This is a genomic window from Nocardioides daedukensis, assembly GCF_013408415.1.
Lineage (GTDB): Bacteria > Actinomycetota > Actinomycetes > Propionibacteriales > Nocardioidaceae > Nocardioides > Nocardioides daedukensis.
Map to the genome: position 1 here is coordinate 164,478 of NZ_JACCAA010000001.1, position 16,625 is coordinate 181,102.

Annotated in this window: 15 protein-coding genes; 9 read left to right on the forward strand and 6 right to left on the reverse strand. The window is 66.9% G+C overall.

The window, feature by feature from the left end; all coding sequences use genetic code 11:
• Positions 1-4: 4 nt before the first annotated feature.
• Positions 5-307 carry a rhodanese-like domain-containing protein gene (locus tag BJ980_RS00905; protein ID WP_179500564.1) on the reverse strand — a complete coding sequence of 101 codons (303 nt, stop codon included), beginning with the start codon at positions 305-307 and terminating at the stop codon, positions 5-7.
• A 152-nt stretch (positions 308-459) separates the two neighbouring features.
• Here BJ980_RS00905 and BJ980_RS19165 point away from each other — a divergent pair, with 152 nt between their 5' ends.
• Positions 460-900, forward strand: a complete 441-nt coding sequence (locus tag BJ980_RS19165) for a DUF302 domain-containing protein (RefSeq protein WP_179500565.1) — start codon at positions 460-462, stop codon at positions 898-900.
• Positions 900-1,166 carry a metal-sensitive transcriptional regulator gene (locus BJ980_RS00915; protein ID WP_179500566.1) on the forward strand — a complete coding sequence of 89 codons (267 nt, stop codon included), beginning with the start codon at positions 900-902 and terminating at the stop codon, positions 1,164-1,166. Before BJ980_RS19165 ends, BJ980_RS00915 begins: the two co-directional genes overlap by 1 nt.
• A gap of 343 nt (positions 1,167-1,509) precedes the next feature.
• Here BJ980_RS00915 and BJ980_RS00920 read toward each other — a convergent pair whose 3' ends face one another.
• Together BJ980_RS00920 and BJ980_RS00925 are read right to left on the reverse strand one after the other, a co-directional pair.
• Positions 1,510-1,794 (reverse strand): hypothetical protein, encoded by a 285-nt coding sequence (locus BJ980_RS00920; protein WP_179500567.1) that lies wholly within the window; start codon positions 1,792-1,794, stop codon positions 1,510-1,512.
• Positions 1,795-3,733: 1,939 nt separating this feature from the next.
• On the reverse strand, positions 3,734-4,933 hold the full coding sequence (locus tag BJ980_RS00925) for an NADH:flavin oxidoreductase (protein ID WP_179500568.1): 1,200 nt from the start codon (positions 4,931-4,933) through the stop codon (positions 3,734-3,736).
• 62 nt (positions 4,934-4,995) lie between these two features.
• Between BJ980_RS00925 and BJ980_RS00930 the strand changes: the two genes are divergently transcribed.
• Entirely contained in the window at positions 4,996-5,616 is a 621-nt protein-coding gene (locus tag BJ980_RS00930; RefSeq protein WP_179500569.1) for a TetR/AcrR family transcriptional regulator C-terminal ligand-binding domain-containing protein, read from the forward strand.
• Between the two features lie 423 nt (positions 5,617-6,039).
• Here the strand turns inward: BJ980_RS00930 and BJ980_RS18650 are convergent, their stop codons facing one another.
• Both BJ980_RS18650 and BJ980_RS00935 read right to left on the reverse strand, forming a co-directional pair.
• On the reverse strand, positions 6,040-6,444 hold the full coding sequence (locus tag BJ980_RS18650) for a DUF3817 domain-containing protein (protein WP_343047615.1): 405 nt from the start codon (positions 6,442-6,444) through the stop codon (positions 6,040-6,042).
• Positions 6,441-8,663: an MMPL family transporter gene (locus BJ980_RS00935; protein ID WP_218855371.1), complete on the reverse strand. Its 2,223-nt coding sequence runs from the start codon at positions 8,661-8,663 to the stop codon at positions 6,441-6,443. The genes BJ980_RS18650 and BJ980_RS00935 overlap by 4 nt, the downstream gene beginning before the upstream one ends.
• A gap of 123 nt (positions 8,664-8,786) precedes the next feature.
• On the opposite strand from BJ980_RS00935, the gene BJ980_RS00940 reads away from it, so the two are divergent.
• The 4 genes from BJ980_RS00940 to BJ980_RS00955 all read left to right on the forward strand — a co-directional run bounded on the left by BJ980_RS00940 (position 8,787) and on the right by BJ980_RS00955 (position 13,417).
• Positions 8,787-9,371 (forward strand): TetR/AcrR family transcriptional regulator, encoded by a 585-nt coding sequence (locus BJ980_RS00940; protein ID WP_179500570.1) that lies wholly within the window; start codon positions 8,787-8,789, stop codon positions 9,369-9,371.
• A 107-nt stretch (positions 9,372-9,478) separates the two neighbouring features.
• On the forward strand, positions 9,479-11,578 hold the full coding sequence (locus BJ980_RS00945) for an MMPL family transporter (RefSeq protein WP_179500571.1): 2,100 nt from the start codon (positions 9,479-9,481) through the stop codon (positions 11,576-11,578).
• A complete protein-coding gene (locus tag BJ980_RS00950) occupies positions 11,544-12,800 on the forward strand; it encodes a sensor histidine kinase (protein WP_179500572.1) in 1,257 nt (418 codons plus the stop codon). Before BJ980_RS00945 ends, BJ980_RS00950 begins: the two co-directional genes overlap by 35 nt.
• Positions 12,797-13,417, forward strand: coding sequence for a response regulator (locus tag BJ980_RS00955; protein WP_179500573.1), 621 nt, complete (start codon positions 12,797-12,799; stop codon positions 13,415-13,417). Before BJ980_RS00950 ends, BJ980_RS00955 begins: the two co-directional genes overlap by 4 nt.
• Positions 13,418-14,288: 871 nt before the next feature.
• Here the strand turns inward: BJ980_RS00955 and BJ980_RS00960 are convergent.
• Positions 14,289-14,963, reverse strand: coding sequence for a hypothetical protein (locus BJ980_RS00960; RefSeq protein WP_179500574.1), 675 nt, complete (start codon positions 14,961-14,963; stop codon positions 14,289-14,291).
• Between the two features lie 411 nt (positions 14,964-15,374).
• On the opposite strand from BJ980_RS00960, the gene BJ980_RS00965 reads away from it, so the two are divergent.
• Together BJ980_RS00965 and BJ980_RS00970 are read left to right on the forward strand one after the other, a co-directional pair.
• The gene (locus BJ980_RS00965; protein ID WP_179500575.1) at positions 15,375-15,905 is read left to right on the forward strand and encodes a hypothetical protein; all 531 of its coding nucleotides are present in this window, start codon (positions 15,375-15,377) and stop codon (positions 15,903-15,905) included.
• A 94-nt stretch (positions 15,906-15,999) separates the two neighbouring features.
• Entirely contained in the window at positions 16,000-16,488 is a 489-nt protein-coding gene (locus BJ980_RS00970) for a DUF6611 family protein (RefSeq protein ID WP_343047893.1), read from the forward strand.
• Positions 16,489-16,625 lie beyond the last annotated feature (137 nt).

Below are 16,625 nucleotides of genomic sequence, written 5' to 3' on the forward strand. Positions count from 1 at the left end.
CGCCTCACTTCTCGATCGGTCGCCCGGAGCGGACCCAGGCGCTGGTGCCGCCGGCAACGTTGATCGCGTCGAAGCCGTTGGCGGTCAGGACGTCGGCCATCGCGCTGCTGCGGTTGCCTGAGGCGCACACCACGTGTACCGGTCGGTCGCGGTCGATCTCGCTCAGTCGGGCGCTCAACTGACCCATCGGGATGTTGGTAGCACCGGGCACGTGGCCCTCGCGGAACTCCGCGGGCTCGCGGACATCGACGACAGGCGAGCCCTGATCGAGCGCCGCAGCGAGCTGGTCGATGGTGGTCTCACGCATAGAGAGGACTCCTTTGCTGGCTTGTCGAGCTGCACAACACAACCCCCGGGGGGGTTATGCCCAAAACGGTAACACATCCCCCAGGGGGGTTGTATAGTTGTGGGCGCAGCCCGGCCACGGACCTCGTGATCGGTACCGAGAGGAAGAGACCCATGACGCAGTACACGCTCGAAACGACGGTGCGCCGCCCCTACGACGAGACCGTCGAGGCGGTGCGCGCTGAGCTCGCGACTGCGGGGTTCGGCATCCTCAGCGAGATCGACCTGAAGGCCACGCTGAAGGCCAAGCTCGATGTCGATGTCGGACCCCAGGTCATCCTGGGTGCCTGCCGCCCCCAGCTAGCGCACCAGGCATTACAGGCCGATCCCTCCATCGCCGCACTGCTGCCCTGCAACGTCGTGGTCCGCGCCCTCGACGACACCACCACGGTCGTCGAGGCCTTCGATCCCGACGCCATGATGTCCCTCGCCGGTCACGCCGGTCACGCCGGTCACGCCGGTCACGCCGGTCACGCCGGTGACGCCCTCCGCGCCGTTGCGACCGACGCACGACAGCGGCTGACCGCGGCCATGGCCGCACTGGAGAACAACTGATGGACCTCGAACCCACCGAGGTCAAAGCGATCATCACCCGCATGAAGCGCGCCAACGGCCACCTCGCCAGCGTGATCCGGATGATGGAAGAGGGATCGGACTGCGAATCCGTCCTCACCCAACTGGCTGCCGTCAACAAGGCGCTCTCCCGGGCCGGTTACGCCATCGTCGCCACCGGCCTGCAGCAGTGCCTCACCGAGTCCGACGAGGGTATCGACGGCGTGGACGTCAAGAAGATGGAGAAACTGTTTCTCGCACTGGCCTGAAAGACGGTGGCTCCGCGGGCAGCGAGGTCGACATCTTTGGTGGTCCGTGACCGTGGGGCTCGGGCCAGCACGCTCAGACCGCCTTTGAGCATCCACTCGGTGGACTCGCCCATCACCAGTGCTGCCACCTCGACCGTGGAAACGGTGGGGGCAGCCTCCTCGACGCGGCGTACCGTGGCGCGCAGGGCCGCAATCAGCTCGTTCATCGCGAAATGGCTGGTGACGTAGTCGTCGGCCCCGAGGTCGATGGCCTCGACCTTGTCCTCGCCGTGCTGACGCGCCGACAGCACCACTATCGGGACCCGCTGTCGCGCTTCGCGGACGTGGCAGCGGCGCTGCGGGGCTACCTTGCCGGCGTCTCGTGTGCGCTGATCGCCTCGGCCACGAACCTGGCGGCCCGCGCGAAGTTCTGGCGGAGGTCGTAGTCGGGCTGCTGGCGCCAGTACCGGATCGTCGAGACGTACACCGCTCCGATCATCTCGGCGAGGAAACGGAGGGGGAGGTCCTCGCGCACCTCGCCGCGCTCGGCACCCGGACCGAGGATGCGCAGCACCTGCGTGGTGAAGAGCGCGGTGTGTTCCGCCACGAGGTCCGGGGCCGAGAAGGTGCGCTCGAACTCCGCGGTCACGGCCCGCAGGTAAGGGTCTGTCTGGAATTTTGTGTAAGTGACATGGCGTGATGTCCCCGGCGTTGGTTCGGGGCGGATTGAGAATCACGCACATGAACGAGTACCAGGACGAGAGCGAGTCGGATCGGTCGGGGAATCTGCCGGCGGTCAACGGCCCCGATATGACGGATTTGGCTGAGCAACGAAGCGATTGACGATCTGCTCACTGACGAAGGCGCGCAGGGTGACTTGTTCGACGACATCGAAGGGTCCGAGCAGGGGAGCCGCGCCGACGTTGCAGAAGAGACCCAAAGATTGGAAGACGAGGAGTGAGAGCTCTCGCTGTGTAAGCCGCTACGGTCTTTCCAACGGACTCCGCCGACCTTGCTGGACCCGGCTGGGAGGTGTCGATTGCGGGCGTTGCACACCAATCAGCGGCGAGGTCGGTGCAACTCCGTTGTTCGATGCCAAACGCCTCGGCCGCACGGTCGTCGACAGCCGGTCGCGCTACGCAGTCGCGGGCGGCTGTCTGCCTGGAGCCCCATGTAGCCGGTGACGAGGTCAGCCCAGTGGGTCTGTCGGTCCGGAGCAGGTGATGGATGTCGGATCTGATGGTGTCGAGGCGTGCGGCGAACTCGTGGCCGTAGCGAGACATTCCCTCGCGGATGGCTCGCCACGCCAAGTCCTGGGCTCTTGGAGTGGTCGGGAGATCGATGTGGGCGGTAGGTGGTCCAGAGCGCATCGGGGCGAGGGCGACCGACTCCTTGGGCTTGAAGTCGAGCATGTTCGGGATGGCGTCGATCATCTCGTCGGGAACGTGGATGGAGAAGTTCGTGCCCGTTAGGTGCGCGGGTCCCTCGCTGGGTAGTTGAAACGGAAAACGGCGTCTGACGCTGGAAGACGTCGAGAGACGTTTCCGCAGGTCAGACGCCACTTTCGGCAACTACTGACAGAGGGTGAAAACCCTCGGATCAGATGTCGTAATAGTGACTAACTGACCCACGATGACCTGCGCAAACGTCGAGATTCCCCGGACATTTGTACCGGGCTTGTAACAGCGTAGCTCTTCTTGGCAGCGATCCCGGGAGCGAACAGACCGCCTAGATTGACCTAGAGAGCGACGGTCCTCTAGGTAGCCGGCTGCGATCCGGTGACGGGGGAGAGGGCACAGAAGCCGACGGGTCGAGTGTCCGCTGTTGCAGAAACCGGTGCCCGTGCACACGGACGTACCTAAGCTAAGTGGGTCGCCGGCCGGTTTCGCCCGCTCAGCGCTGGCGCAGCTTCTGGGTGAGGTCCGTCCGTGCTCGCCGAGGTGACCGCCATTGCCGCGAGGAATCGGCTTCGGCATGGTGCACATTCTTCCAGCGCCGACACGCATCGACGCAGATCAGACGTCACCGATCCGTGAAGCAGACCCCTGATCGAGTTCGCGCCGGCCGAGGCCGCTCGCGCTGCCCAGGACTACCAGGCTGCGCTGGCAGCTCTCGACCGTGGCGCCGTGCGGGACATTCGCATCGTGCCCGCTATGGAGAGATGGTCGGACGCCGACGCGCGGAAGCCGCTGTTCACCCCGCCCAGTGGGAGCGGCATACGACGCTCGGTCGGAACCGCACAACTGCGACGGCCAGTACTGTCAGGACGGTCGACAGTTGAATCAGGGGCACAACGACTGGAGCATGCCGGACCTGTAGGGCGCCGGCGGCCGCGCCTCAACCAGATGACCACCGTGGTGAGCGTGTCCGTGTTGTAGGTCGTCTTCTGCGCGGAGATCGACCGCGGCGATCACCGCTCTGCGGCGGGCGACCTCGAGGGCGAGCTCGCGGCCAAAGCCTCCGCGGCTCCGCGATGACGGCATCGCGATGGTGCAAGGTGCGCATGCAGGAATCCTTCGTTGGTCCGTTCATGAGCTGGTCCAGCGAGGCCGCACTCGGAGTCGTGCGCGCGTGAGGCGAAGTCGACTTCAGTCGATCTGGAGCACCTCGACGCATCGGGTGCGGTTGTCACCGATCTTGTCGGAGGTAGCGGCAGCCTTGGTCATGCAGAGGTTGCAGTGGCTACAGGATCCGCGGTTTGTCTCTCCGGTCTGCATCCGGTTGATCAGGTCGGGTTCGCGCAGGAGTGCGCGAGCCATGGCCACGAACTCGAACCCCTCGGCCATGGCGCGATCCATCGTGGCCTTGTCGTTGATGCCACCCAGCATGATCAGTGGCATCGAGATGGCCTCACGGAAGGCCAGGGCCTTGTCGCGGAGGAAGGCTTCCTCGAACGGGTAGGACTTGAAGAACCGCTTGCCGACCGGGGACTTTAGACCCACCCGCATGACGGGCGGCATCGTTGCCGCGAACTCCTTGAGTGGTACGTTCCCGCGGAACAGATACATCGGGTTCAGCAGCGAGCTACCGGCGCTGAGCTCGAGGGCGTCCAGGGTGCCGTCGGACTCGAGCATCTGCGCGAACTCGATGCTTTCGGGCATTGAGAACCCGAGCGGTGAGCCGTCGCTCATCCCGATCTTGGCGGTGACCGCGACTGTGTCGCCGACCTCTTCGCGGACCGCTCGGGCAACCTGGCGGGCGAACCGCGCTCGGTTCTGCAACGAGCCGTTCCACTGGTCCTTGCGTCGGTTCTGGCCCTTGGCGAGGAAAGACGACAGCAGGTAGCTGTGGGCCATGTGGATCTCGAGGACGTCGAACCCGGCGGCCGTCATGATCCGCGCGGTGCGGGTGTAGTCCTTCGTGATCCGCGTGATGTCGGCCTCGCTGCACGAACGGATCATCTGCATGCTCAGTGGGGACGGCATCCGCGAGGCGGCCAGGGCGTGTGCACCATTGGAGCGGCCGTTGGCGACGGGTCCGGCGTGGCCGAGCTGGCCGGAGATCTTCGCCCCGGTCTCGTGGATCGCTTCAGTCAGCCGTGCCAGGCCCGGAGCCGACTCGTCATTGACAAGGATGACCTCGCGGTGGGTTCGCCCCTCGGGCGCCACGGCCAGGTACGCCACGGTGACCAGACCGACGCCCCCGCGGGCGGGAGCCAGGTGATAGTCGATGAGCTCGTCGGTCACCAGGCCACGAGGGGTGCGACCCTCGAATGTTGCGGCCTTGATCGTACGGTTGCGAAGCTGCACGGGCCCGAGCGTCGCGGGAGCGAAGACGTCAGGAATCATGCGCAGACCTTAGCATTAAGCGAGACGGTCCGTCTCGTCTCGTCAGCGGTATTGTGCTTCCCGTGAACACAGCCGCAGCCTTTCCCGAGGACGCCCGTCCGCGCCGGCGAAGCGAGCGGGCCCGACTGGCCATCTTGCGGGCCGCCAACGAGCTGCTCCACGAGAAAGGGCTCGACCAGTTCAGCATCGAAGGCGTTGCCGCCCGCGCCGGCGTTGGTAAGCAGACGATCTACCGCTGGTGGCCCACCCGCGCGGTCCTGGTCGCTGATGCCCTGCTCGACCGAGATGACCTGATGCCGACGTCGCCGTCCCAAACGGGCGACGTCACCGCGGACGTCAGCGCATGGGCGGGCGACCTTGCTGCCGCGCTTGGCTCGGCCCGGGGTGCAGCCACCCTGCGCATGCTCACGGCCGCCGCAACGGACAATCCAGAGATCTCGCGCAAGCTGCACGAAAAGTTCAGCGGACCCATCCAGGACGCGGCGTTAGCTCGACTGGCCGATGCTCCCGGTCTGACGCTGGAGCCGGCCGAACGACGCATCACGATCGACGCAATCATAGGTTTCATCGTGTTCCGCGTCCTGGCCCACCAGGAGGTGCAAAGCTCTGACGCCGTTGCCTTGGCGCGCGGGCTCCTCACGGGTCTGTCCTTGGAAGGCCCTTTGCGCGCAAAACGTGGCTGAGCTGAGCCGCGCGAGTCGGCCTCGTCCGGGGCACCGGACGCGAACTAGTGGCGCGTGGCGTGAGTTCGTGAACAGTTGAGTGTCTGAAATTCTGAGGTCATGGCTAACCGTCCTGATGGGCGTGCTCCGGGTGATGTGCAAGCGCGAGCTGCCGGCGATGTCCGCCTCGACTTCGTGCTGGCGAGGGCGAGCAACTGAGACGCAGTCATCAGCCACGCTGAGATGCACACCCTCCCGAGACGAGGCGCGCTCGCCACGACAAAGTCGAGGGCGTCGAGTCCAACGACCGAGCGCATCCCCCATTACCCGGGCGCCGGAGCGGTTTGTCACGCACCGGTGCTGGGTAACCGAAATTGATCTCACTGTCGTGTGCCGCAGAAGCCGAAACACGAAGTCGTTGATCTGGTGCCCGGACGGCCTACGTCACGGCCCGGTCTCGACCACTAACTGGCCGTGCGGATCGAATCGCTCGCCAGGTGTGGTGCGTGAAGTCTCGGCGTGCGCGAACATTCCGCGGCGACGCGCCACGAGGTCGAACACCGCGGTCATGCACGGCGGTATCGAGGCGGCCAGTGCGAGCAGGGTGGTCCACACGATCGGCCAACGTTGGCGTCGTGCGACGAGCAGGGTCAGGATCACGTAGGCGATGAAGGCGGCGCCGTGGAGGCTGCCGAAGATGCGTACCCCGAGCTCGGTGGTCTGCGTGACGTACTTCAGGTACATCCCAAACAGGAGGGCCACCCACGTGCACGCCTCGATGATCGCTACCCACGAGAAGGCACGAAGCAGGGTGGGTGTCGCCATGCGCTTGGTCAGTGTCTGGTTCACGAAGACTTCCCTGAGGTAGCGGTCGAGGTCGAGCTCGAGGTGGTAGCGACTGGGAGGCCGGCCGCGGCGGCAGTCTCGGGGTGGGGCACCTTGGTCGGCCAGAGCGCGCGGTTGCCGAGGAGGCGGACGATGGCGGGCACGAGGAGCGGTCGGATCAAGAAGGTGTCGAGCAGGATTCCGAACGCCATGGCGAAGCCGAATTGGAACAGCTCACGGATCGGCTGGGTCATGAGCACCGAGAACGTCGCGGCGAGGATCAGGCCGGCAGAGGAGACCACTCCGCCGGTTCGAAGCAGCGCCGTGCGCAACGCGGTCGATGGCATGGCATCACGAACCTCGCGCCGGAACCTGCTCATGATGAAGATGTTGTAGTCGACCCCCAAGGCTACCAGGAAGATGAAGACATACGCCGTCACCCGGTTTCCGATGCCCTCATCGCCGAGCACCGTGACGGTGAAGAAGACGGTTGCTCCCATCGTGGCCAGGAAGGACAGCACCAGCGTCGCCACGAGGTAGAGCGGCGCCAGCAGTGAGCGCAGGAGCAGGATCAGGACGGCGGTAACGATGAGGAGGACCAGGAGAACGATGTAGATCGTGTCCCGGTTGAGTGCGTCGCGGATGTCGGCTGTCTCGGCTGTCTCCCCGCCTACCAGCACGGTTGCGTCCTTGATTCCCGCGTCGGCGGCTGCTGTGCGTGCGGTGTTCTCGAGGGGCTCCACAGCATCGAGAGCAGCGGCGCTATAAGGGTCCTTGTCGAGGACGACGTCGAATATCGCGGTCTGTCCGTCCTTGCTGAAGGTCGGGGGACCGGCGAGGTGATCTACGTCAGTCTCGTTGGCCAGTGCGCTTTGGATCTTTGTGGTTGCCGGTTCGTCGCGAAGGTCTTTGTCAGTCCGTACGACGACCGTTGCGGGGGCGAGTCGCCCGGGACCGAACTGGTCAGCGATCAACGCCTGACCTCGGGCCGACTCGGTGTCGGTGCGGAATCCGCTGAGGGAGTTGAACGTCTCCTGGTAGTTGAGCAGTCCGGCGCTCATCACCACCAGCAGGATGAGCAACCCGGCGGCGACCTTGGCCGGTGCCTGGTGGACCAGCGAGGCGACGCGTTGCCAGATCACACCACCTTGGCTGCGTTCGGCGACCTTACGCTCGCTGCTGGGCCAAAAGACCGCACGGCCGAAGATGAGGACCAGGGCCGGGATAAACGTGAAGGCGACCAGCGCCATCACTGCTACGCCGAGGGCCAGGTAGGGGCCGAAGCCGCGCAGCGAGGGCGACACCGCCACCAACAGCGCCATCATGGCGAGCACGACAGTGGAGGCGCTGGCCACGATCGTCTCGCCTACCTCGCGCAGTGCGGTCTGCATGGCGCGTGGCCGGTCAGGCTCCTCGCGGAGGGCTTCGCGGTAGCGGGCGGTGATGATCAGCGCGTAGTCGGTGCCCACCCCGAACAGCAGAACCGTCATGATCGACGCCGTTTGGGAGCTGACGGTGATCAGGCCCGCGTCGGCCAGCATGGCACCGAGTGCCTCTGCGACCCGCATGGCGATCCCCGCGGCCAGCAGGGGGACCAGCGCCATCAACGGCGAGCGGTAGATCAGCAGCAGCAGCACCAGGACGAGAAGCACGGTGGCCAGCAGCAGAGTCATGTCGCCGCTGCTGAACACCTTGACGGTATCGGTGGCGATGCCGGCAGGTCCGGTGACGGCGACCTTCGTCTGCCCGGCTTGGTCGGCCGCAAGCCGGCGCACGTCATCCACTGCGGCCCGGAAGCTCTTGTCCGACGGGCTTCCAGTGACGGGCACGATGATCAGCTGCGTGCTGCCATCGGACGAGACCAGCTGGTCCGCAGCCTGCGGCACGGTCGCTGTCGACACGATGCCCTCAGCGGACACCTGGGAGGGACGGTCAGGACCGGCGAGCGTCTCGGTGATGCGCGAGACCGCCGAGATGATCTCCGTCTGCGGAGTGTCATCCTGTCCGTGGACCACGACGATCGCCGGGAGGGCTCCCGGCGTGGGCGACGCCTGGCGGATCAGGTCGCGTGCCCGCATCGAGTCCGACGCCGCCGGTGGCAGGTTGGCCGACTCGTTGTCCTCCACCGACTCCAGCGTCGGCGCGAGCTGGGTCAGCACCCCCACGATCAGCAGCCACAGGACGACGATCCCGACGGCGCGTTTCTTCGACTGGAAAAGGAAGTGGATGATGCGAGTCGTCACGGAAGCCTCACTGGATAGCGACAGGGCTGTCTCCAACTGGGCCAGAAGGTAGCACCGGCACGTCCTGGGGTTCGCGTCGGGCTAGATTGACGGCCCTAGTCGCGCGGCTGTGGAGGCGGATCGATGCCCAAGATTGAGGCGGCCACCGTGCGCGCCCATCGCGCCAAACGCCTGGAAAGCTTGATAGACGCCGCGGAGTCGATCCTGGCCGAGCAGGGTGTGGAGTCACTGACCGCAGGCGCTGTCGCGGCCCGTGCCGGAATCGCGCGCAACAGCATCTACCGCTACTTCAGCTCCATCGACGACCTGTTGGAGCTGGTCGTCACCCGCGAGTTCCCCTCTTGGGTCGCTGGCGTGGAAGCCGCGATCGCCGCCGAGCCCGTCCCCGAGGAGCGGGTCGTCGCCTATGTCCGGGCCAACCTGGAGCAAGCGGCCTCGAGCACGCACGGGTGGCGGACGTCGCTGTCCCGCGGATCTCTGTCCGAGTCGGCCAGAGAACGTGTGCGCGCGCTGCACGTGTCTCTCAACGAGGCGCTCGTCCATGCGGTTGCCGATCTCGGGGTTGAACAGCCGGAGCTCACCGTCTCGGTGATCCAAGCGCTGGTGGACTCCTCGATCCGCCAGATCGACTCCGGGGCGTCGGCCGGGGAAGTGTCGAGGTTCGCTGTGAATGCCACCCGGCGCCTGGTGCACACCGAGACGACCTGAGCCCGGCTGGGCGACTCGCTACCCCGGAGAAACATCGGCCAAACGATTGATCTTTGCCAGCCTCAATCCCGATGATTCGAGGCGCCCCGCTTGGTGGAGTGGGTGACATGGCAGATCCTCTCGTTCACTCGCGCTTCTCAGACAAGTTGACCTCCCGCCGTGGAGCCTGGGTTGGCATCGGCGTGGCCTTGGTCGCCCTCGTCGGGCTGTTCGGCCTCTTCAGCGGTGCCGAGGCGCCACCGCGCACCGGCCAAGCGCCGGTCAGCTCGGAGTCGAACCAGGTCGACGAGCTGCTGGGCCAGTTCCCCAACGCCGACGTCCAATCGGTCGTGGTCGTCGCCTCGCGCGCAGACGGCGGGAGGCTCACCGAAGCAGACACCTCGTCGCTCAAGGGTCTGCTGCCGAGGCTGGACAGCGCGGCTACCTCGGCGACCACCGGACCGCTGGTGAGTGACGATGGTGGCGCAGCGGTCATCAACGTGCCGATCAAGATGGGGGAGGACGGCACTAAGACTGCGCAGACCGTGGAAGAGTTGCGCTCCGACATTGCTGCCGAGGCGCCGCAGGGCCTGGATGTGCACGTGACCGGTGGGCCGGCCTTCGGCGCCGACGTGGCTTCAGCCTTCGACGGAGCGGACTCCACCTTGCTGTTGGTCACGGTCGCGATCGTGGCGATCCTGCTGATCGTCACCTACCGCTCGCCGATCCTCTGGCTGCTGCCACTGATCGTGGTGGCCCTCGCCGACGGACTCGTCGGTCGGGTGACCGCAGCGGCTGGTGCCGCGTGGAACCTGGAGTTCGACGCCGGCATCATCAGCGTGCTGGTGTTGGGCGCGGGCACCAACTACGCCCTGCTGCTGATCTCCCGATACCGCGAGGAGCTGCAGTGGGCCGAGGACCATCGGCTGGCGCTGAGCCGGGCGTGGCGCAAGACCATGCCCGCGATCCTCGCCTCGAACGTCACGGTGGTGCTCGCGTTGCTGACGCTGCTGCTCGCGGCGATCCCGATGACCCGTGGACTCGGCGTCCCAGCTGCCATCGGACTGCTGATCGCCTTGGCCGCCGTACTGCTGGTGCTTCCGCCCGTGCTCGCCGTGTGTGGCCGGCGGATGTTCTGGCCGTTCGTTCCACGCCCCGGAATGATCCGTGGACAGGGCCGCGCCTGGCGGGCGGTGGCGTCCAGAGTGGTGAAGCGTCCGGTCACCAGCCTGGTCGGCGGGCTGGCGCTCCTCGCGATGATGGCGTCGGGCCTGTTCGGCACCTCGATCGGGCTCGACCAGGTCGAGAAATTCCGCGTCCAGTCTGAGTCGGCAACAGGTCTGGAGGTCCTCTCGGCGCACTTCCCGCCCGGTGAGGCACAGCCGATCTTCATCGTCACCGAAAGTGCTGCGACCGAGAGAGTGATGTCCGCGGCGAGCCACGTCGAGGGCGTGGTCCGCACACAACCGGTCGAGTCGACGTCCGATGACGCACTGACGAAGATCATGGTGACCAGCGCGTATGCGCCGAGCAGCGAACAGAGCCTGACCCAGGTCGAGCAGCTGCGAGCCGCGGTTCACTCGGTTCCCGGAGCTGATGCACTGGTCGGTGGGGCCGTGGCCACGGATCTGGATGCGCGGGCTGGCAATGCGCAGGACCTCTTGGTGGTCGCACCGCTGGTCCTGAGCGTCAGCTTCCTCGTCCTGCTGCTGCTCCTGCGCTCGGTCGTCGCGCCGGTGCTGCTGTTCCTGGTGAACCTCACCAGTGCGGTCGCCGCGATCGACGCGGGTGCCTGGCTGAGCCGGGTGCTGCTCGACCAGCCGGGGCTGGACCCGCAGGTGCCGCTCCTCGCCTTCGTGTTCCTGGTCGCGCTGGGGATCGACTACACCATCTTCTTGGTACACCGGGCCCGAGCCGAGAGCGAGAACCTGGGCACTCGCGCCGGGACGGTGGAAGCAGTGGCCCACACCGGCAGCGTCATCACCAGCGCGGGCATCGTCCTCGCGGCGGTGTTCGCCGCGTTGGGTGTGCTGCCCCTGGTCACCTTGGGACAGCTGGGTCTGATCGTCGGCATCGGTGTGCTCGTCGACACCCTGGTCGTCCGTACGGTAATCGTGCCGGCGATCTTCAGTCTTATCGGCGACCGGATCTGGTGGCCCGGCACGGTGAAGCCGCAGGAAGGAGAATCGACCCATGAGCCTCGTGAACACCCCGCTTACTCGCACTGACCTCCATGGGGAGTCACCGGTGGGCGCCACCGTGCGGGCCATGGAGATCGGGCGGCACCTGATCGCGGTGCTGCTGACCGTGATCGGCGTTGTCCGCGCGGTCGGCGACGGTTCGTCGCTGCCTGCGGTGATCATCTCGGGTCTGGCCATCCTCGGCTGGCACGCCGTCGGCACGCTCCTGCCATCGCGAGCTCTCCCGCAGCGGCTGGTTGTCGGGTGGCTGGTCGGGTTCGCGGTCATCTGGGGCGCGGCGGTGGCCGTGTCGGCCGAGTTCGTGTGGCTGGCGTTCCTGCTGTGGCTCCTGGCCGGACACCTGCTCCCGCTGAGGTGGGGGCTGGTGCTCTCCGCCGTCGTCCTCGCCGTCGTCGTCGTCGCTCCGATCCTCCACCAAAACACCACGACCTACGCGAACGTCTTCGGGCCGCTCATCGGCGGGATCTTCGCCTTCGGCATCTCCCGCGGCTACCTCCAGCTGCTGCGGGATGCCGTGGAACGGGAACTGCTCGTGGCCTCGCTCACCCGTGCCCAGCAGGAGATGGCCGAGCTGCAGGACGAGCTAGCCCTGGCCCAACGGCAATCCGGAGCGATCGCGGAGCGCACTCGCATCTCAAGGGACATCCACGACACCGTCGCGCAGTCGCTGTCTTCGATCCGGCTGCTCTCCCACGCCGAGGCCAGCCGCACCGACGACCCTTCCGCCATTCGGACCCTCAACCAAGTCGAGACGCTGGCCAGCGACAGCCTCGCCGACGTGCGCAGGATCGTGGCGGCTCTGGTGCCCGCGGAGCTGGAGAACGGCGCTCTGCCTGCCGCGCTGCAGCGCATGCTCGACCGCTCGCACGAGGAGACCGGGGTGCAGACCGATCTCCGGGTCGACGACTCCTTGCCCCTGCTGCCCACCGAGGTCGAGGTCGCCCTGCTGCGCACGGCACAGTCCGCGCTGGCGAACGTGCGCCTGCACGCCCGCGCGTCTCGGGTCGTGATGAGCCTCATCGACGCCGACGACTCCGTACGCCTGGACATCATCGACGACGGGAACGGGTTCGACGTCGCTGCCTGGGAACAGGCCGCCGGGTCCGAGACGTCCAGCTTCGGGCTGTTCTTCATGCGGGCACGGCTCCGCGAGCTTGGGGGCGGCCTGGACATCGAGAGCTCCCCTGGTGCGGGTGCAGCGATCTCGGCACACCTGCCCATTCACGTCGCTACCGAGGAGACCGCATGACGACTACGGTCCTGCTCGTCGACGACCACCCCGTCGTACGCAGCGGCCTGCGCGCGGTGATCGACGCCGGCGAGGCGGTGCAGGTCATCGGTGAGGCTGCGACGGGGGAGGAGGCGATCGCGCTCGCCGCACACCTCCAGCCCGACGTCGTGCTCTGCGACCTGCGGCTCGGGGCCGGGATCGACGGCATCGAGACCACCGCAGCGCTGCGCGCGCTCGACCCGGCGCCGGTGGTCCTCATCCTGACGACCTTCGACCGCGATGCCGAGATCCTCGGCACCATCGAAGCGGGCGCGGCCGGCTACCTCCTCAAGGACGTCGCGCCCGAGGTGATCATCGAGGGCATCAAGCGCGCTGCCGCCGGTGACATGGTCCTGGCGCCAGACCTGGCCTCACGAGTCCTGCGCGGCATCCGAAGTCCGCTGCCGAAACTCACCAACCGCGAGATCGAGGTGCTCCGGCTCCTAGCTACCGGATCCACGAACAAGGAGATCGCGCGCGTCCTGTTCGTCACCGAAGCCACCGTGAAGAGCCACCTGGCGGACATCTTCACCAAGCTCGACGTCGACAGCCGTTCTCGGGCCATCCACGTCGTGCAGGCGACCGGCCTGATCTGACCACGACCTACGCCGTACCACCCCCGAACCGAAAAGGAATCACCATGAAAGCCACGTCGTTGCGTTCCCTGTACTACGCCGCCTTCGCGACCTGACGAGCACTTGCTGCAGTCCGTCGTCCGAGAGTGCTGGAGTGGTTGTTGCTCAAGGCGCTCGCTGTCGCTCAGAGTTCCTGCCCCCTGCAGTCTTGCGTGCTTTTCTCAAGCGGCGAGAAGCGAGCAGAACGGACAGCATACAAATTGCAAGCAGCAGGAAGAGGCTGGCTGGGTTGTCCGCAGCGCCAACGACGAGAAGGGCCGCGACTACAAGAGTGGTGGCCCCGAAAACGACGAGGGAGATCCAGTCCATGCTGTGGGCTATCCGACGCGTCAGATCCGCAGCCGGATCAAGTTAGGGCGACATACCGAGAAGATGCCCGGGAGGTGTCACTTCGCAAACATCTCCAGGCTCACAGCGCTCGCGCTGAGCGGTCGTTCCACGTTGGCCTAGTGAAACGCACTCTTCTGCCGCGAGTAGTGCGCTGTCGTGCCGATGTGCGGGCGTTGTCAAGCTTCGAGTAGTAGCGGCAGTCGTGCAACGCCACGTTGACCGGTTCGGCACCTACGCCGTCCGCTGACTCTTGACGCCAGACCGCCGCTTGCATGCGCCCTACGCCGCGGACTGAGCACGCTGAGCTGGCGGCGGCCAGGGCCGCCGGGGCAAGAGCTGGGTGAGGGTCGTCAGCAGGAGCACAGCGTCTCTACGACATCGGCGTAGGTCACGTCCGAGCGGACCTCGACGGCGTAGAGCGGGCCACCGGCCCAGACCACGAGGAGCTGCACCACCAGCACCCAGGTGCGGCGCCGGAATAGCGACAACGCCCAGACACCGATCAGCAGGCCCGTAGCGACGGTCGCGATGCCGGCGATGCCAGCGAGGTCACCCGCCGCGGACGACCGGTCGCCCAGCCGACCGGGTCCCGGACGAGCGCGGTCGCCATCAACGCCACAACCGGTGCCGCGAGGAGGTAGATCCAGAGGCTCGGCCACCGGCCGCGCGGAGCCCTCGACGCGCGTGGCTCCGCCCACAACTCCGGAACCCCGGAGACCTCGGCTGGGTCACCGGCGGCGAGGACGTCGAGGCGGCGCTCGAGGCGGCGCTTTGACGTCAGGTGCAGGACCACCAGCACCGCGGCCAGCACGAGCAATATCCACCCGAACTGCGGGCGAGCGGCTGCCTGCCCGGCGGCGAGGACGGCGTAGCCGGCGAGGACGGCCGTGCGCCACCGCCAGTCGCGCTCGACCAGCCGGCGTGCGTGCACGACATGGCGCAGCGCGGCCTGCCTCACGGCCGGGTCATCGGGAGCAGGGCCGCGGCTGATGGCGCGGATGGCGTCGCCTTGCTGCGCCCGGGTCAGGCACGACAGGTCCGACCGGGCCGCGGTCATCTCCCCAGCCGCCATCAGGGCCATCGCCGCCGCGAAGAACAGCCCCGCGCTGACGCCGACGAGGAGCCCGCGCTCCCATCCGCCACGCGTACCCGGCCCCCAGGCCACAAACAGACCCATCAGAAAGCCGAAGAACACACCCGAGACCGCCGAGGTCACCCCGGTAGGCGCCGTCACCAACCAGACTCGGACGTGTCCCCCTCGCACCTAACGCCCCCGTGTGAGCGCTGACCCAACCAGACGCCGGCCACTCCCGCCGCTCGCGCCCCGAACGCCCTGCCCGAACCTGTCACCGGTTCGTGCAGCAGACACTAGCTGTCCCCACGGTCCCAGTCCGAAGGAACCGGGGACGATCTCGGATAGCCATTCCGCGTCCCACAGGCTCGCGTGTTGCGGCGGCGGCCTTCTCAGATTCGGCTGATCGAGACGGTGTCAACGATCCGTCAGGATCTGTGGCCCGGCCGTCAGGAAGTTGTCAGAAATTCGTCAGGACGGACCGCGCAGCGCGCCGCTTGTACCAGCATCGGTCCCGTGACCATCACGCCTGATTTCGACCGGGCCCTGTTCAGCACTGCCGACGCCTTCTGCGACACATTGCATGCCGTCTTGGACGAGGATCTCCATCGAGCGCGCGAGGTGCTCAAGGGGTCCGCTGTTCGGCGCCGCCTGGTCCGCGCGGCGGTGGATTCCGTCCGCGATCAAGCGTGGGTGCCTGCGCGACAGCTCAACGAGCGGCTGCAGTTCGTGGACGACGTTTCCCGCGCCAATGCGCTCATCGACCAGCTTGCGCGCCGCGTGGTGTCCAGAGACGACCCGGTCTCCCTGACCCCAGCGCGTCGCATGGAGGTCGCGGTTCTGTTGGACGCTGGCGGGCGGCGACTACGCCAGCTCGCCGACGGCCCAGTCGGCCCGGCCTTGGACCCGGCCTACCGTGGTTGCGGCGCGGCCCTCTTCGAGGTCGCCGACCACGGCGAACGCGACGCGTCCCTCACGATCGCTCTGTGCGGTGCCCTGGCGGTCGTGCTGCTCCAGGCATCACGTCACGCCACTCGCGCTGCGTGAGCCCAGTCGGTAGCGAGGCGATGGTCGGCATCGCGACGCAGTCATCCTCGAGAGGTCACCTCGTGACGATGAAGGTTCGTCCCTGGGGCCACCGCTGGGGCTCCCTGAAAGGCGGGCGGCTTCCCGGTGGAGGCACATGCATTACCGGCTCGTCGTATTCCCGCCGGGGACCAGCAGCCGGGAAGCGACCTGGCTACGTGCCTGGCTCGGCTGGCCCTTCGCCGGGACCATGCTGGCCGTGCTGTTCACCCTGGTCCTTCCTGGCATGGTCCCTGTGCTTGTCGCGGTTCCTATTGCGGTGGCTCTGCTCTTCTGTGGTCACTTGGGGCTGCTCCATGTGGTGCGGCGACAGCGGCGGGGCGTGTGCGTCGTGCGCGCCGAGTACGTTGCCGGCGCGGGCGTGCGCGATGAGCTCGAGAGGTGTCGGCACTTGGAAGCTGTCGGCGCGATTCTGCTGGGGGCCGAGCGTGCCGTTGAGTGCGGTGACCTGACGCCGGTGGACTTCGAGCTGCTGTGGGCCTCGCTGCATGCTCAGGTGGGCGCGCTGGCGGCCTCTGAACCGCCGACGAGCTCGGGGACCTGACCACGGCCGGCTTCCTCCGAACGGTCGTCCGACCTCAGAACTTCGGCCCGCATTGGACGTGCTCGACTCATCAGCACACCTGCACCCCGCGCCCTTGTCGTGGACGGCGACCCCGCCCTTGCCGGGTGCTCGCGGTC

Excerpts from the sequence above, each read along its gene's own strand:
- BJ980_RS19165 (WP_179500565.1), top strand. The coding sequence starts at position 460 with ATGACGCAGTACACGCTCGAAACGACGGTGCGCCGCCCCTACGACGAG.
- BJ980_RS00925 (WP_179500568.1), bottom strand. The coding sequence starts at position 4,933 with ATGATTCCTGACGTCTTCGCTCCCGCGACGCTCGGGCCCGTGCAGCTT.
- BJ980_RS00960 (WP_179500574.1), bottom strand. The coding sequence starts at position 14,963 with ATGGGTCTGTTTGTGGCCTGGGGGCCGGGTACGCGTGGCGGATGGGAG.
- BJ980_RS00905 (WP_179500564.1), bottom strand. The coding sequence starts at position 307 with ATGCGTGAGACCACCATCGACCAGCTCGCTGCGGCGCTCGATCAGGGC.
- BJ980_RS00945 (WP_179500571.1), top strand. The coding sequence starts at position 9,479 with ATGGCAGATCCTCTCGTTCACTCGCGCTTCTCAGACAAGTTGACCTCC.
- BJ980_RS00915 (WP_179500566.1), top strand. The coding sequence starts at position 900 with ATGGACCTCGAACCCACCGAGGTCAAAGCGATCATCACCCGCATGAAG.
- BJ980_RS00955 (WP_179500573.1), top strand. The coding sequence starts at position 12,797 with ATGACGACTACGGTCCTGCTCGTCGACGACCACCCCGTCGTACGCAGC.
- BJ980_RS00950 (WP_179500572.1), top strand. The coding sequence starts at position 11,544 with ATGAGCCTCGTGAACACCCCGCTTACTCGCACTGACCTCCATGGGGAG.
- BJ980_RS00940 (WP_179500570.1), top strand. The coding sequence starts at position 8,787 with ATGCCCAAGATTGAGGCGGCCACCGTGCGCGCCCATCGCGCCAAACGC.